A 14,410-nucleotide genomic window follows, 5' to 3' on the forward strand; every position below is an offset into this window, starting at 1 on the left:
TCATGAACGAGCCTGAGTCGGCCAGCGTGGTGCTGGCGCGCTTTGCTGCAGACCTGCGCTTCGAGCACATCCCCGACGCGGTGCTGCGCCGCGCGGAAGATCTGGTTCTCGACTGGGTCGGATCGACTCTGGCCGGGCGCAACGCGCGCGCCGTTGAGAGCATTGCCCGGTTCGCGTCGGCGATGGGTCCGGTGCGTGAAGCCGGGGAGCGCGGATCGGAAGTCCTGATTTCTCGTGCCCGCACGACGCCCTTGTTTGCGGCGATGGTGAATGCGGCCGCGTCGCATGTGGCCGAGCAGGACGATGTGCACAATGGCGCGGTGTTCCATCCTGGAGCGGTCGTGATTCCACCGGCGTTAGCGGTGGCGCAGTCTATCGGCGCCTCGGGTCGCGATATGCTCACGGCTATCGTCGCAGGATACGAAGTGGGCATTCGTGTTGGCGAATTCCTTGGTCGCTCTCACTACAAGGTGTTCCACACCACCGGTACCGCAGGGACAGTGGCTGCGGCCGCTGCCGTGGGGCAATTGCTCAGACTCGATGCGAATCACATGCTGCACGCGTTTGGATCGGCCGGTACGCAAGCCGCCGGCTTGTGGGAATTCCTGCGCGACGCGGCGGACAGCAAACAGTTGCACACGGCGAAGGCTGCCGCCGATGGACTGATGGCCGCATATCTCGCGGCCGACGGGTTTACTGGCGCGCGACATATTCTCGAAGGACCGCAGGGCATGGCGGCAGGCATGTCTACCGATGCCGATCCGCGTCGATTGACCGATGCGTTGGGACAACGGTGGGCGTTGACGGAAACGTCGTTCAAGTGGCATGCATCGTGTCGGCATACGCATCCGGCGGCCGACGCGCTGCAGCAGGTCATGCGTGAGCACGCGCTGCACGCAGACCAATTGGCCGTGGTGACCGCGCATGTTCATCAGGGCGCGATTGACGTGCTGGGACAGGTGACCAATCCACGCACGGTGCATCACAGCAAGTTTTCGATGGGTTCCGTGCTGGGAATAATCGCCCTATTCGACCGCGCGGGTCCGGTGGAGTTTGATGCACACTATCTCGATGAACGCGTGATGGTACTGCGCGACAAGGTGCACATGGTTCTCGACGCCGAGGTCGATGGCGCCTATCCCCAACGCTGGATTGGCAAGGTCACCGTGCAGACTACAGACGGTCGCGTGTTGCACGGTCGCGTAGACGAGCCGAAAGGCGATCCCGGCAATACGCTCAGTCGTTCGGAGATCGAGGACAAGGCGCGTCGGCTGGCGGCGTATGCCGGCGGTGCCAGCGACGCCGAGATGACCGCGATCATCGCGCGCTGTTGGACGCTTGCCGAGTGCACGCGTATGGAGCGCCTGTTGCCATGAGTGTTCGGACGTTGCTGTTCGTTCCTGGCGACCGGCCCGAGCGCTTCGACAAAGCCGTCAGCAGCGGCGCCGATGCCGTGGTGCTGGATCTGGAAGACGCGGTGAGTGCGTCCAACAAGGCGTCGGCGCGTGACGCGGTGCAGGCGTGGCTGCGCCGTATGGCGGGCCATCCCGGCCCTATCCGCCTGGTGCGGGTGAATGCGCGCAGCACGCCGTGGTTTGATGGGGACGTGGCGGCGCTGCGCGACGTCGAGGTGCAGGGCGTGGTGCTGCCAAAGTGCGAGCAGCCCGCTGATGTGCAAGGCCTCCCGGACGTCGGCGTGTGGCCCTTGATCGAAACCGCGAAGGGCCTCGTAAACTCGGCGGCTATTGGCAGCGCACGCGGTGTCGTGCGTCTGGTGTTTGGCAGTCTCGACATCCAACTCGATCTTGGCATTGACGCCGATGTCGTTGAAAGCGAACTCGCGCCGTACCGCGCGCAGCTGGTGCTGGCATCGCGACTGGCGGGATTGGCACCGCCGGTCGATGGCGTGACGATGGCCTACCACGACGATGCCCAACTGACCAACGACGTACAACGCGCCGTCCGTCAGGGCTTCGGCGCCAAGCTGTGCATCCATCCTCGACAGGTGGCGCTGGTGCATGCGGCGATGCACCCTGGCGACGCGGCCGTGGCACACGCGCGTCGCGTGTTGCAGATCGCGAGTGCGTCAGGCGGCGCGGCGGTCGCGCTGGATGGCACGATGGTCGACCGCCCGGTAATCTTGCGAGCGCAGGCGGTACTGGCCCGCGCAGGGCAGGGGCACGTGCTGACTCCACACGCGCATCTCCCCACCCCGTCGCGTGTGCCTTGATCGACAACTCCCCAACGGTGGCGGCGCTCACATGCACCGTGCTGCCGTGGTCACCGATCGCGCGTCGAGCCGCCGTCGACAACCGCTTGCGCTCGGCGTGCCACCAGAAATCGACGTGTGTGTCCAACCGCACGCGCACGACAAGCCCCAATCCCCAGCGTCAGCTTCACTGAGCGGAGCGAAAAAACTGTCGGGGAGCGCACCACGTACCCCGAGGTCACCACCCGTGCGGTGCGCGGTCGCCGTCTCGGCAATTGCCTCCTTGATGAGGCTGGCCAGATGGGTTGTGCCATAGGCCAGCTTGAACGTGGTCATGACCTCTGAACCATGGCATCATGCATGTACGGTGAACTGACATTCGCGGCCTCGCGCTCGGTGGTGATGCCGCGTGTACATGCATCGTGAGAGAAACGCGCTGAAAGCAGTGCGGTAGCAAGACCTGCGGGGCGACCAACAGGAATCGGAAAGGGGGCGGTGACACTCAGGGCGAGCCGGCAGGTGAACGCGCAGCTCTGGCGATCAAGGAATGGTGTCGAATCAACCAAGCGATTCGTTAGATGGAGCTGCCGCTGGAGGTGAGGGGTGAAGCCCCGACGGCCGACCATGGTTCACGTCCCAATGCCCCCTTCCGGCGCATGAGTGTAGAGTTCATCGTATCGAACGCGCGTTGGGTTTGGCCGGCCGGTAACGGCGGGCGCTTCCGACGGCACCGTCGGTAATCCAACGACGCCCCCACCTGACCACTTCGCCATGTCCTCGTATCCGACTCGTCGTCGCTTCCTCGCCCGCCTTTCCGCATTGGGCGCTGCAGTGGGCTTGGCCTCGCCGAGGCTCGTTCAGGCGACGGAGGCGACTGAGCCCACCGCCCTCACCGCCGCCGACGATCCTTGGCTGTCGAGGCTCAAGGGGAAGAACCGCGTCGTCTTTCACTCGCACCTGGCGAGCGACGGCATCGTGTTGCGCTGGGCGCAGACCTTTCTCGACACGCAAAAGAGCGCCTACGGCCAGACCGATGCGGACAGTTCCGTCGTCGTTGGGTTGAATGGTCGTGCGATCGGCCTGCTGTTCAACGACGCGATCTGGCGGAAGTATCCGATCGGCAAAACAGTGCAGATGCCGGGCACGAGCAATGCCAATACCGCGCTCGTGGCCCAGCTGATTGCGCGCGGCGTGATCATTCTGGCGTGCAATAATTCCATCCGCGCGTCTGGGCAGCGCTTCCTGCCCCAGTCGCAGCGCGGCGATGCAACGTTACGCACGGCGTTTTCCGACGAGGTCCGGGCGAATCTGCTGCCCGGCGTGGATGTCGTCCCCGCCATGATCGTGACGTTGCAGCAAGCCCAAGACCGCGGTTGCCGGTATATCTACGGCGGCGGCTAAGCAGCCGCCGTCCGAGATGTTTAGATGCGCGGCAGCGTGACGCCGTGTTGCCCCTGGTACTTGCCCTTCTTCTCGCCATACGACACTTCGGGCGGTTCGTCCCCGGTAAAGAAAACGACCTGCGCGATGCCTTCGTTGGCGTAGATCTTGGCCGGCAATGGCGTCGTATTCGAGATCTCAAGCGTCACGTAGCCCTCCCATTCGGGCTCAAAGGGCGTGACGTTGGTGATGATGCCGCACCGGGCGTAGGTGCTTTTGCCCACCGTGAGCGTGAGCACATTGCGCGGAATCCGGAAGTACTCGACGCTGCAGGCCAGGGCGAAGGAATTCGGCGGCACGATGCAGACATCACCTTCGAACTCGACAAAGCTCTTCGGATCGAAGTCCTTCGGATCGACGATCGAGCTGAGCACGTTCGTGAAGATCTTGAACTCCCGGGCGACGCGCATGTCGTACCCGTAGGAGCTGACGCCGTAGGAGATGACGCCTTCGCGAACCTGACGGTCCTCGAATGGTTCGATCATGCCATGGTCACGCGCCATGCGCGTGATCCAGCGGTCAGAGCAGAGCCCCATGAGGCGGGAGGGACGAGGGTGACCCGTGCCGGACTCGGACCCTCTGGTCCGCTCCGTGGCGCACGATCGGCGGGAAACATAGTCGAAACTCCGGCAGAACATACGGACGAGTCGCGTCACAGGCCAAAGCCGCTTCACCGGTTACTTGGCGCCACAGATCTACGTGACTTGCCGTTGAGTGCAGGCGGTCCTTCTAGTACCTTCCGCCTGTTGCCTTGTGAATTCTTTCACGAGGGCAGGACGCGCCTCTGTGCGACCATCCGCTAGTGCTTGTGATGCTACGAACCTATCTGCCGGTTTTGCTCCTGTTGGGCTTTGTGATGATCAACGCGGTGCTGATTCTCGGCATCGCGCATCTCACGGTGCGACCACAACCCACGGCCGTGAAGTCGCAGCCGTACGAGTCGGGCATGAGCCCCCTCGGCGACGCGCGCGACCGCTTTTCGGTGAAGTTCTATCTCGTCGCCATGCTCTTCATCGTGTTTGACATCGAAACGGTGTTCATGATCCCATGGGGCGTGTACTATCGGCAGCTGTCGTGTGCGGTCCCGATGGTCGGCGGCGCCTGTCCCGTGGGACAGTTGTCGTTCTTCGGCCTTGGTGAGATGCTCGTATTCGCGGCCATTCTCGTCGTCGGCTTTGTCTACGTCTGGAAGAAGGGAGCGTTGACGTGGGATTGATTGCCCCCGCGGAGAGCCGCCTCGTACAGGTCGATCCCGGCGCGCAGGATGGTTGGGTCACGACGCGCCTCGATTTCCTCGTGAATTGGGCGCGTGCCGGCTCGCTCTGGCCGATGCCGTTCGGTACGGCCTGCTGCGCCATCGAGTTCATGGCGACCGCCGCGAGCCGCTTTGACCTCGCGCGCTTCGGCATGGAACGTCTCAGCTACTCACCGCGACAGGCCGACGTGCTGTTGTGCGCCGGACGCGTGCCGCTCAAGCTCGCCCCGGTCATTCGGCGCATTTATCAGCAGATGCCGCAGCCGAAATGGGTGATCTCGATGGGTGCCTGCGCGTCTACCGGTGGCATGTTCGACAACTATGCCGTGGTGCAGGGCATCGATACGATCATTCCGGTCGATGTGTACGTGCCGGGATGTCCGCCGCGTCCGGAAGCGCTCATCTACGGCATCATGATGCTGCAGAAGAAAGTGATGCAGGATCGGATGAAGGACTCCACGCGACACGTGGAGATCGTGCCCGATACCGAGAGTCAACTCTACATTCCGCCGTCACGCATCGACGAACTCTCGGAGCCGTTCGGCAACTCGGTGCATCAGACCCGGTCGGCACCATGACCGCGCCCATCGTGCCCGCAGTCGAGAGCGTCGCGGCGCCTCCAGCGCTGCAGGCGGCCATTGCTTCCGACGCGAACGGCTCGCCGATCACGCCCACCAACATCGCGCATCGCGGTGGCCCCGTGAATCCGTCGGCCGCCGCACTGGTCGCGCGATTCGGCACGGCCATCGTCCGCACCGATGTCACGTGGGGTGAGACCACGCTGTTCGTCACCAACGCGGCGCTGCACGACATCGTGCGCTGGCTGCACGACGAGCCGAGCGAGCGCTACGACTATCTGGTCGACGTGACGGCGGTCGAGTATCGCGACGCTGATCGTCCGATCGAAGTCGTGTGGCATTTGCGCGCCCTCGCCCATCGCCGCTTCCTGCGACTCAAGGTCGAACTCCCGAAGCGCGCGGTCTTGTCCGTCGCGTCGATAATGGACATCTACAGCGGTGCTGATTGGCTCGAGCGTGAGTGCTACGACATGTTCGGCATCCGCTTCGAAGGGCATCCCGATCTGCGCCGCCTGCTGCTCTGGGAGACATACAAAGAGGGCTATCCGCTCCGGAAGGACTTTCCGTTGCGTGGCCGGTTCAGTCGCGCGGAGCAGCTCAAGCAGGCGTTGGCGGCCGATCCCGAAGCGCGGTACTCCATGGAAGAACTGTCCATCGCCGATGCCTTCGATTCGTTGCCTGAAGACATGAAGAAGCGGCTTGCCGAACGCGCCGAACGGCACGACGTCGACGACGCGGTGGGCGAATGAGCTCGCGTCGCACGATCGAAGTCGCACTCGGTACCAGCGGGCTCGATGCGCAGGGCATGCCGGTGCGCGCCCCGCTGGTGGCGCAGGGTGGACAAGCGGTCGCGCTCGACACAGCGGTCATGGTGCCGGAGCCCGAAATGGGCTCCGATCACATGCTCATCAACATCGGGCCGCAACACCCCGCGACGCATGGCGTACTGCGACTGGTGCTCGAGCTGGACGGCGAAACGGTGGTGCGCTGTATTCCGCACATCGGCTATCTGCATTGCGGCTTTGAGAAGATCGGCGAGTACCGTCAGTACAATCAGATTATCCCGTGGACCGATCGCGAGGACTATCTCAATTCGCCGGGCAACAACGTTGCCTTCGTACTCGGCGCTGAACGCCTCTTCGGCGTCGGAATGACCGACCGCTGCAAGGTGCTACGCGTGATACTCATGGAGTTGTCGCGCATCATCTCGCACCTGGTGTGGCTGGGCACCACGTCCGTCGACCTGGGCGCGTTCACCCCGTTTCTGTGGCTGTATCAGGAACGGGAGAATGTCTACAACCTGCTCGAAGGCTGGGTGGGGGCGCGCCTCACGACCACCGCCACGCGCGTTGGTGGGATGGCGGCCGATATTCCCGACGGCTGGCTCGACGGACTCCGCGCGTTTCTCCGTGGATTCCCCAAGACGCTGGAGGAGTCGGTGCGCATGCTCGAGACCAACGCGATCTGGGCCGGTCGCACCGTTGGTCTTGGTGCGATGAGTGCGCAGGAAGCGGTGAACGCGGGACTCTCCGGCCCCATGCTGCGCGCGTCTGGCGTGGCGTACGATGTTCGGAAGGACTTTCCGTATCTCGACTACGAGACGTACGACTTCGACGTCGTGGTTGGAACGGCGGGCGACGTGTACGATCGCTTCCTGGTGCGCGTCGAAGAGATGCGTCAGAGCGTGCGCATTCTTGAGCAGGCGTTGCAGCGCTTGCCAGACGGCCCCGTGAACATCGACGATCCGCGTCTCATTCTGCCGCCGAAGCACAAAGCGACGAGCGAGATGGAGTCGATGATCCACCACTTCAAGCTCGTGATGGAAGGTCCGCGTCCGCCGGCTGGGGAATGCTACGTGCCGGTGGAGAGTCCGAAGGGTGAGAAGGGCTACTACATGGTCAGCGACGGCACATCGAAGCCGGTGCGCTGGCGTATCCGTCCGCCGTCGTTCGTGAATCTTTCGGCGATCCCGAAGATGGTGGAAGGACACTTGCTGTCGGACGTGATTGCGATCAACGCCAGCATCGACATCGTGATGGGAGAGATCGACCGGTGAGTCATGGCCCCTCCGCCAGCGGTGGCGCACTCGTTGCAGCCCCGTCGCACGGCACGCATCACGACGAACCCCACGTCCCCGTGTTCGTCGGCGCCACCCGCGTCGAACTCGATCGCATTCTGTCGCGCTATCCCACGAAGCAGGCGGCGCTGTTGCCGGCCTTGTGGATGCTGCAGGACTCACGTGGCTGGGTGAGCGGAGGCGGCATTGAAGAAGTTGCCGCGGCGCTCGACATCAGCCCCGCGTACGTGAAGGGCGTGGTCAGTTTCTACACGATGTACCACCAGCATCCGGTGGGTCGTCACTTTATTCAAGTCTGCACCACCACGCCGTGCAACGTGTGCGGTGCCGAGGATGTGGTGAGGTCGCTACTCGAGCATACCGGGTGCGGTGATCTTGGTCTCACGAGCGCCGATGGCCGTTTCACGGTGATCGAGGTCGAGTGCCTCGGCGCCTGCGGTTTTGCCACGCCGATCATGATCAACAACGATTTTGTGGAGTCGGTGACGCCGGAGTCGGTGTCACGGATTCTGTCGGAGCTGCAGTAATGGGGTATCCGCATCCGTCGCATCCACGTGAGACGCCGATCCTGTCGAAGTATTTCGGCGATCCTGAGGCGCGCACCCTCGCCGGGTGGCGTGCGCGCGGTGGCTATGAGGCGCTCGAGAAAGCGCTGAACGCCGATCCGCAGGAGTTGCAGACGGTCGTGAAGGATTCCGGCCTGCGCGGCCGTGGGGGGGCCGGCTTTCCGACGGGCATGAAATGGTCGTTCATGAAGCCCGACGGTAAGACGCACTACCTCTGCTGTAATGCGGACGAGTCGGAGCCCGGCACGTTCAAAGATCGTGAAATCATGCGCTGGACGCCGCACGGCCTGGTGGAAGGCGTCGCGCTGGCCGCGCACGCGATCTACGCGCAGACGGCCTACATCTACATCCGCGGTGAGTTCACCGAACCCTATGCGCGCATGTGCACGGCCGTCGACGAGGCCTATGCCGCCGGCATGCTCGGTCCGAACGCCATGGGTTCCGGTAAGCACGTTGATGTGCACGTCCATCGCGGCGCCGGCGCGTACATCTGCGGCGAAGAAACGGCGCTGATGAATTCGCTGGAAGGACGGCGCGGCAATCCGCGTATCAAGCCGCCGTTCCCGGCCGTGGCTGGCCTCTTCGGCAAGCCGACCACGATCAACAACGTCGAGACGTTGGCCACCGTGCCGTACATCATCAAGCACGGCGCCGAGTGGTACAAGCAGTACGGTCGCCCCGACAATCCGAAGAGCATCGGTACCAAACTCTTCTCGGTGTGTGGCAACATCAGCCGTCCGGGCAACTACGAAGTCGCGCTTGGATTTCCGTTCAAGGATTTTCTCTATGACCTGTGCGGGGGGCCGCTCGAAGGTCGCGCGATCAAGGCCGTGATCCCCGGTGGCTCGTCGGTGCCGATCCTCACACGGGAGGAGGCCGAAGGAGCCATCATGGACTACGAAGGCTTCGTCGCGTCGGGCACCATGCTTGGATCCGGCGGCGTCATCGTGTTCGATGATCGGCAGGACATGGTGCGACAGATCGCACGCCTCACGCGCTTCTACGCCCATGAGAGCTGTGCCCAGTGCACACAATGCCGTGAGGGCACGGCGTGGATCACGCGCATTATGGAGCGCATCCGCGACGGGCAGGGCAGGGCCGAGGATCTCGATACGCTCGTTGCCATTTCGGATGGCATGAGCGGCAAGACGATCTGCGTGCTGAGCGATTCCTGCGCGACGCCCGTGATGTCCGGCCTCAAGAAGTTCCGACATGAATTCGAGGCGAAGATCGCCGCGAATAAGTCGATGGTCACCGTACCGGGGGCGTTCCGCGCCTCCGCGGCGTGAGGAACTGATGGCTGATCTGAAGATGGTGTCGCTCACGATCGAGGGGCGTCCGGTTACGGTACCGGATGGGATGTCGATTCTGGAAGCGGCCAAGACCGCCGGCGTGCTCATTCCACACTATTGCTACCACCCGGGATTGCCGGTGGCGGGCGTCTGTCGTATGTGCCTCGTCGAAGTCGAGAAGTTCCCGAAATTGGCGCCGGCGTGCGCCACCTCGGTGGGGGAAGGGCAAGTTGTGCACGTGCACTCCCCGAAGGCGCTCGATGCTCGCAAGGGCGTGCTCGAGTTTCTGCTGATCAATCATCCGCTCGACTGCCCGATCTGTGATCAGGCTGGCGAGTGCGAGTTGCAGGACTACACCTTCGCCGAAGGTCGCGCCGACTCTCGCTACCGCGAGCCGAAACGCTTCAATCCGGTCGAAGACTTCGGCGGTGACGTGCTGTACGTGCCGAACCGCTGCATCCTGTGCACGCGTTGCGTCCGCTTCATGTCGGATGTCGCGCACGATCCCGTGTTGAACGTGTCGGAGCGTGGTGATCGCGCGTTCATCGGGAAAGCCGACGGGCACGACCTCACGAATCCGTGGGCGGGCAACGTCGTCGATCTCTGCCCGGTCGGTGCGCTTCTCTCGAAGGACTTCCTCAATCGGGCGCGCGCCTGGGAGCTTGATCGCGCGCCGATCATCTGCACTGGATGCAGCCAAGGCTGCAACGCCGTGGCGGAAACGCGCGACAACGTCGTCGTGCGACTCAAGCCTCGCGCCAACGAGCAGGTCAATCAGTACTACCTGTGCGAGGTCGGCCGTCAGGGCTATCGCGAATTCAATCGTCGCGATCGTGCCGATCAGCCGCTCGTGCGTCAGGGGAACACGCTCGCGATCGCCGAATGGGATGACGCGGTCACGAGCGCGGCGCGGTCACTCACCGGACAGCGTCTGGTGGTGTTGGCCTCGGCGAATTTGTCGAACGAAGCGCTGTTCCTGTTGGAACGCACGATCGCCGCCGCGGGAGGGACTGGTGTATTCCGACTTGAACGCGGGGACGAGGTACCGCTGCCCGGCGCGCCGGATCTAGCGCTCCGGGTCGAGCGGGTGGCGAACGCCACGGGAGCGCGCCTGTTCGGGTTCACGGAAACGGAATCCATCAGCGCCATGCTCCGCGAAGGCGATGCGTTGCTGATCGTCGGCGATCAACTCGACGGCGTGGGCGCGGCCGATCTCGATCGCGCCTCGTCGATTGTATTCGTTGGTACGGCCTTGCCGGCGACGCTCGACGCGCGCGCGGCGGTCGTCTTGCCGATAACGAACATTCTGGAGGAAGAAGGTACGCTGACGAATCTGCGTGGGCGCGTGCAGCGTTACCTGCAGGCCAAGGCGGCGCCCGGCGTCGCGCGTCCGACGTGGTACGTACTCGCCGACCTGCTCGCCGCGGTCGGCGGGGAAGGCCGTTTCTATATGCCGTCCGACGTCTTTGCCGCCTTGGCCTCCACACATGACGCGTTTGCCGGCTTGGACTACGACGCGCTGGGCCTGCGCGGACTGCCGATCATTGAAACAGGCACTCCCGACGCGTCCGCCGAGGTGACGGCGTGATGCGTCTTCCGTTCCGTCCCCTGCTCGATGTCATCAGCTGGTTTCCAGCGGCCGACCCGCAGCAACAGCCGACGGCGATTGGCACGTTTGTGCTGGCCAGCGCAATCAAGATCATCGTGGTCTTCGGCCTCTACATGCTCGGCGTGGCGTTCCTGACGCTCGCCGAACGGAAGCTTGCCGCCTGGATTCAGGATCGGCGGGGGCCGAATCGCGCCGGACCCGGTGGCATTCTGCAGCCGGTCGCCGACGGCATCAAGAACTTCATGAAGGAAGAAACGAATCCAGCTGATGCAGATCGCTGGCTCTTTCTCATCGCGCCAGCGCTGGCCTTCATTCCGGCCATGCTCACGTGGGCCGTGCTGCCGATCGCCTCGTCCTTGCCGACGCCGTGGGGCCTCATCGATATGGCGGTGGCACCGCTGCCGGTGGGATTCCTCTTCACGCTCGCCATTTCATCGCTTGGCGTGTACGGCATCGTGCTCGCTGGCTGGTCGTCGAACAACAAATATGCCTTGCTGGGCGGCCTCCGCTCGAGCGCGCAGATGATCTCGTACGAAATCGCGATGGGGATGTCGACGATTCCGGTGATCCTGCTCGCGGGCAATGTCTCGCTGACCACCATCGTGCAGCAGCAGTCGCACATGGGGTGGAACGTGCTATCGCTCACCGTCGCGTGGTTCACGTTCTTGGTGGCTGCGTTCGCCGAAACGAACCGGCTGCCTTTCGACTTGCCGGAAGCCGAATCGGAGTTGGTGGCCGGATATCATACCGAGTACAGCGGCATGAAGTTCTCCCTGTTCTTCATCGCCGAGTACGCGAACATGGCGACCGTGAGCGGCCTCACCGCGACGCTCTTTTTCGGCGGCTGGGACATTCCGTTTACGCAGTGGGACAATGTCGGCGCGTACAGCGTGCTCAAGACGCTGGCCACGATGGCCATGTTCGCCCTCAAGACCGGCTTCTTCCTGTTCGTGTTCATGTGGGTGCGGTGGACCGTGCCGCGCTTCCGGTACGACCAACTCATGTCGCTCGGGTGGAGCGTTATGTTGCCGATTGCACTGGGCTACATTGTCGTCATCGCCGCCGCCACCCTGGGGCTCGATATGCTGGGGGTCGTCCGCGGGCCACTCTTCTCGCTCTCGTTGCTCGGCATGAACATCGTGATCATCGCCGTCCTGCTCGCTTGGTTGGATAAGGGCAAGTTGATCAGTCCGTCGAGTGCGCGGGTCGGGCCGACCGATCTCGAGCGCCTGCGTGCGCGGGGGCTGGACTTGTCGCGTCGTCAGTTGGCCACGCAGCGCCCGTCATTGAGCGAGACGCTGCCGGCTCCGGCGATGACGGCGCTGCCCGTCACGACCACGTTGATTGCTGAAGGAGGCGTCTGATGGCCATCGGTGTGAAGGTCATGAATCGGCCGCTCGAACGCGTGAGTTACGTGCGGGCGACGTTGAAGGGGATGGCCACGACGCTCAAGCACCTGGTGGACCCCCATAAGGTCACGATGCAGTATCCGGAAACGAAATGGGATCTGTCGCCGCGCTGGCGCGGCACGCATCGCATGCTCACGACGGAAGACGGTAAGGCAAAGTGCGTGGCCTGTGGTCTGTGCCCAACGGTGTGCCCGGCCAATTGCATCAAGCTGACGCCCGGCGAGGACGAACAGGGCAACCGCTATCCGCTCGTGTTCGAGATCGATGAGTTCCGCTGCATCTTCTGCGGCTTCTGCCAGGAAGTGTGCCCGGAGGAGGCGATCCATCTCGGACGACACTACGAGAACGCGGAATTCGACCGCGCGTCATTCGTGTACGACCTCGAGCGCCTGATGGCGCAGACACATCCGGTGAGCGAGCTCTGGGATCCCGCTGACCCGAAGGGTGAATGAACGCCTTCTACGAATTCCAGTTCTACCTGTTTTCGCTGCTCGCCATCGCCTCGGCGTTGCTGTTTGTCACGCGCAAGAATCCGGTGCCCGCCGCGTTGTGGCTGGTGAACGTGATGTTTGCGCTGGCCGGACTGTACGTGATGCTCGACGCGCCATTCGTCGGCGTAATTCAGGTACTCGTGTACGCCGGCGCGATTATGGTCGTGTTCGTGTTCGTCGTCATGTTGCTCAACCTCGGACGCAGCGGTGTGTCCGATATTCGGTCGTTGGGTTCGCGCCTCGGAGCTGGTGTGGTCGGACTGGCGCTGCTGGCCAATTTGCTGGTTGTGCAGCGTGACAAGATTCCGCGCGTCGCGCTGGCTCCGGCCATCGACAACGTCGTCGAAGGCATCGCCGCTTCGCTGTTCACCGATTACCTCGTGGCTTTCGAATTGACCAGTCTCGTGCTGCTGGTGGCGGTCATCGGCGCCGTCCTTCTCGCCAAGAAGCGGGTGAGACTATGATCTCCGAAGCGCTGATCGTCTCGGCGATTCTGTTCGTGATCGGCGTGGTCGGCGTGCTGACCCGTCGCAACGCGATCATCCTGTTCATGTGCGCGGAGCTGATGCTGAACGCCGTGAACCTCAGTTTTGTGGCGCTGGCCAAGATGCACAACGTGACGGGCCACGTGTTCGTGATTATGGTGATGAGTGTCGCCGCTGCGGAAGCAGCCGTCGGTCTCGCGATCTTGATCTCGGTGTTCCGGCATTTCGGCACGGTGGATCTGTCCTCGCTCCGGACACTTCGCGGATGATCCCCACCATGCTTGGCGTGCTCATCCTGCTGCCGATACTCGGCTTTCTCGCCAACGGCTCGATCGCGCTCTTCGGGCGACGGGCGGAGGGCGATCGTGCGACGACCGCCCGTCATCCGCTGGTCACCGTGATCGGCCCTGGAGTCATTCTGGCGGCCTTCGGCGTGGCGCTGACACTCTTCTTCGATATGCAGCGCGTGCCGGCACAGGCGTTGCACATCGTACGCTATGGACAGTGGATGCCGGTCGGCAATCTGGTAATCGATTGGAGCCTGCAACTCGACCAGCTCTCGATCCTGATGGTCCTGGTGATCACTGGCGTCGGGTCGCTTATTCATCTCTTCTCGGTCGGATACATGCGCGACGATGCGAGCTACGCGCGTTATTTCGCGTACCTCAATCTCTTCGTCGCATTCATGCTCGTACTGGTGCTGGGCGCGAGCTACCCGGTGCTCTTCGTGGGCTGGGAAGGCGTTGGGCTCGCGTCGTATCTGTTGATCGGTTTCTGGTTCAGCGAGAAAGCCAATGCCGAGGCGGGTAAGAAGGCGTTCGTGGTGAACCGCGTCGGCGATTTCGGTTTCCTGGTCGCCATGTTCCTGATCTGGGTTACGACGCAGAAGCTCGACTTCATCGGCGCGCATGCGGCGCTGAGCGGCATGGCCGGCGCCCCCGTTGTACTGGCGATTGCGCTCTTCCTGTTCATCGGCTGCGCCGGCAAGAGCGCGCAGCT

At 63.2% G+C, this 14,410-nt stretch carries 16 protein-coding genes and 1 pseudogene; 15 read left to right on the forward strand and 2 right to left on the reverse strand.

What is annotated here, in order from left to right; translation table 11 throughout:
• The first annotated feature begins 2 nt into the window (after nucleotides 1-2).
• On the forward strand, nucleotides 3-1,376 hold the full coding sequence (locus ACLL97_RS18765; protein ID WP_411282002.1) for an MmgE/PrpD family protein: 1,374 nt from the start codon (nucleotides 3-5) through the stop codon (nucleotides 1,374-1,376).
• Entirely contained in the window at nucleotides 1,373-2,230 is an 858-nt protein-coding gene (locus tag ACLL97_RS18770) for an HpcH/HpaI aldolase/citrate lyase family protein (protein ID WP_411282003.1), read from the forward strand. Before ACLL97_RS18765 ends, ACLL97_RS18770 begins: the two co-directional genes overlap by 4 nt.
• 27 nt (nucleotides 2,231-2,257) lie before the next feature.
• Here ACLL97_RS18770 and ACLL97_RS18775 read toward each other — a convergent pair whose 3' ends face one another.
• A complete protein-coding gene (locus ACLL97_RS18775; protein ID WP_411282004.1) occupies nucleotides 2,258-2,545 on the reverse strand; it encodes a hypothetical protein in 288 nt (95 codons plus the stop codon).
• 435 nt (nucleotides 2,546-2,980) lie between these two features.
• Here ACLL97_RS18775 and ACLL97_RS18780 point away from each other — a divergent pair, with 435 nt between their 5' ends.
• Entirely contained in the window at nucleotides 2,981-3,610 is a 630-nt protein-coding gene (locus ACLL97_RS18780; RefSeq protein WP_411282005.1) for a twin-arginine translocation signal domain-containing protein, read from the forward strand.
• 20 nt (nucleotides 3,611-3,630) lie between these two features.
• On the opposite strand, the gene dcd is transcribed toward ACLL97_RS18780, so the two are convergent.
• Nucleotides 3,631-4,185 (reverse strand): dCTP deaminase, encoded by a 555-nt coding sequence (gene dcd, locus ACLL97_RS18785; RefSeq protein WP_411282006.1) that lies wholly within the window; start codon nucleotides 4,183-4,185, stop codon nucleotides 3,631-3,633.
• 275 nt (nucleotides 4,186-4,460) lie between these two features.
• Here dcd and ACLL97_RS18790 point away from each other — a divergent pair, with 275 nt between their 5' ends.
• The 12 genes and pseudogenes from ACLL97_RS18790 to ACLL97_RS18845 all read left to right on the forward strand — a co-directional run.
• Complete coding sequence (locus tag ACLL97_RS18790) at nucleotides 4,461-4,865, forward strand: NADH-quinone oxidoreductase subunit A (protein ID WP_411282019.1); 405 nt, start codon at nucleotides 4,461-4,463, stop codon at nucleotides 4,863-4,865.
• Nucleotides 4,856-5,482, forward strand: coding sequence for an NADH-quinone oxidoreductase subunit B (locus ACLL97_RS18795; protein ID WP_411282007.1), 627 nt, complete (start codon nucleotides 4,856-4,858; stop codon nucleotides 5,480-5,482). Before ACLL97_RS18790 ends, ACLL97_RS18795 begins: the two co-directional genes overlap by 10 nt.
• The gene (locus ACLL97_RS18800; RefSeq protein WP_411282008.1) at nucleotides 5,479-6,231 is read left to right on the forward strand and encodes an NADH-quinone oxidoreductase subunit C; all 753 of its coding nucleotides are present in this window, start codon (nucleotides 5,479-5,481) and stop codon (nucleotides 6,229-6,231) included. Before ACLL97_RS18795 ends, ACLL97_RS18800 begins: the two co-directional genes overlap by 4 nt.
• Nucleotides 6,232-6,350: 119 nt before the next feature.
• Nucleotides 6,351-7,538, forward strand: coding sequence for an NADH dehydrogenase (quinone) subunit D (gene nuoD / locus ACLL97_RS18805; RefSeq protein WP_411282020.1), 1,188 nt, complete (start codon nucleotides 6,351-6,353; stop codon nucleotides 7,536-7,538).
• Nucleotides 7,535-8,086 carry an NADH-quinone oxidoreductase subunit NuoE gene (nuoE, locus tag ACLL97_RS18810; RefSeq protein ID WP_411282009.1) on the forward strand — a complete coding sequence of 184 codons (552 nt, stop codon included), beginning with the start codon at nucleotides 7,535-7,537 and terminating at the stop codon, nucleotides 8,084-8,086. Before nuoD ends, nuoE begins: the two co-directional genes overlap by 4 nt.
• Nucleotides 8,086-9,414 carry an NADH-quinone oxidoreductase subunit NuoF gene (nuoF, locus tag ACLL97_RS18815; protein WP_411282010.1) on the forward strand — a complete coding sequence of 443 codons (1,329 nt, stop codon included), beginning with the start codon at nucleotides 8,086-8,088 and terminating at the stop codon, nucleotides 9,412-9,414. Before nuoE ends, nuoF begins: the two co-directional genes overlap by 1 nt.
• 7 nt (nucleotides 9,415-9,421) lie before the next feature.
• Nucleotides 9,422-11,005: a 2Fe-2S iron-sulfur cluster-binding protein gene (locus tag ACLL97_RS18820; RefSeq protein WP_411282011.1), complete on the forward strand. Its 1,584-nt coding sequence runs from the start codon at nucleotides 9,422-9,424 to the stop codon at nucleotides 11,003-11,005.
• Nucleotides 11,005-12,090, forward strand: a pseudogene (gene nuoH / locus ACLL97_RS18825) (NADH-quinone oxidoreductase subunit NuoH); the annotation flags it as partial. The gene ACLL97_RS18820 and the pseudogene nuoH, both read left to right, overlap by 1 nt.
• 299 nt (nucleotides 12,091-12,389) lie before the next feature.
• Complete coding sequence (locus ACLL97_RS18830) at nucleotides 12,390-12,887, forward strand: NuoI/complex I 23 kDa subunit family protein (protein WP_230981130.1); 498 nt, start codon at nucleotides 12,390-12,392, stop codon at nucleotides 12,885-12,887.
• Nucleotides 12,884-13,390, forward strand: a complete 507-nt coding sequence (locus tag ACLL97_RS18835) for an NADH-quinone oxidoreductase subunit J (protein WP_411282012.1) — start codon at nucleotides 12,884-12,886, stop codon at nucleotides 13,388-13,390. Before ACLL97_RS18830 ends, ACLL97_RS18835 begins: the two co-directional genes overlap by 4 nt.
• Nucleotides 13,387-13,680: an NADH-quinone oxidoreductase subunit NuoK gene (nuoK, locus tag ACLL97_RS18840; protein WP_411282013.1), complete on the forward strand. Its 294-nt coding sequence runs from the start codon at nucleotides 13,387-13,389 to the stop codon at nucleotides 13,678-13,680. Before ACLL97_RS18835 ends, nuoK begins: the two co-directional genes overlap by 4 nt.
• A partial coding sequence (locus ACLL97_RS18845; protein ID WP_411282014.1) for a proton-conducting transporter membrane subunit occupies nucleotides 13,677-14,410 on the forward strand: 734 nt, incomplete at its 3' end. The genes nuoK and ACLL97_RS18845, both read left to right, overlap by 4 nt.

Source organism: Gemmatimonas sp. (assembly GCF_046594945.1).
Taxonomy (GTDB): domain Bacteria; phylum Gemmatimonadota; class Gemmatimonadetes; order Gemmatimonadales; family Gemmatimonadaceae; genus Gemmatimonas.

Excerpts from the sequence above, each read along its gene's own strand:
- ACLL97_RS18830 (WP_230981130.1), top strand. The coding sequence starts at position 12,390 with ATGGCCATCGGTGTGAAGGTCATGAATCGGCCGCTCGAACGCGTGAGT.
- nuoD (WP_411282020.1), top strand. The coding sequence starts at position 6,351 with ATGGTGCCGGAGCCCGAAATGGGCTCCGATCACATGCTCATCAACATC.
- ACLL97_RS18780 (WP_411282005.1), top strand. The coding sequence starts at position 2,981 with ATGTCCTCGTATCCGACTCGTCGTCGCTTCCTCGCCCGCCTTTCCGCA.
- nuoK (WP_411282013.1), top strand. The coding sequence starts at position 13,387 with ATGATCTCCGAAGCGCTGATCGTCTCGGCGATTCTGTTCGTGATCGGC.
- ACLL97_RS18790 (WP_411282019.1), top strand. The coding sequence starts at position 4,461 with ATGCTACGAACCTATCTGCCGGTTTTGCTCCTGTTGGGCTTTGTGATG.
- nuoF (WP_411282010.1), top strand. The coding sequence starts at position 8,086 with ATGGGGTATCCGCATCCGTCGCATCCACGTGAGACGCCGATCCTGTCG.
- ACLL97_RS18835 (WP_411282012.1), top strand. The coding sequence starts at position 12,884 with ATGAACGCCTTCTACGAATTCCAGTTCTACCTGTTTTCGCTGCTCGCC.
- ACLL97_RS18800 (WP_411282008.1), top strand. The coding sequence starts at position 5,479 with ATGACCGCGCCCATCGTGCCCGCAGTCGAGAGCGTCGCGGCGCCTCCA.
- dcd (WP_411282006.1), bottom strand. The coding sequence starts at position 4,185 with ATGGGGCTCTGCTCTGACCGCTGGATCACGCGCATGGCGCGTGACCAT.
- ACLL97_RS18820 (WP_411282011.1), top strand. The coding sequence starts at position 9,422 with ATGGCTGATCTGAAGATGGTGTCGCTCACGATCGAGGGGCGTCCGGTT.
- ACLL97_RS18770 (WP_411282003.1), top strand. The coding sequence starts at position 1,373 with ATGAGTGTTCGGACGTTGCTGTTCGTTCCTGGCGACCGGCCCGAGCGC.
- ACLL97_RS18765 (WP_411282002.1), top strand. The coding sequence starts at position 3 with ATGAACGAGCCTGAGTCGGCCAGCGTGGTGCTGGCGCGCTTTGCTGCA.
- ACLL97_RS18775 (WP_411282004.1), bottom strand. The coding sequence starts at position 2,545 with ATGACCACGTTCAAGCTGGCCTATGGCACAACCCATCTGGCCAGCCTC.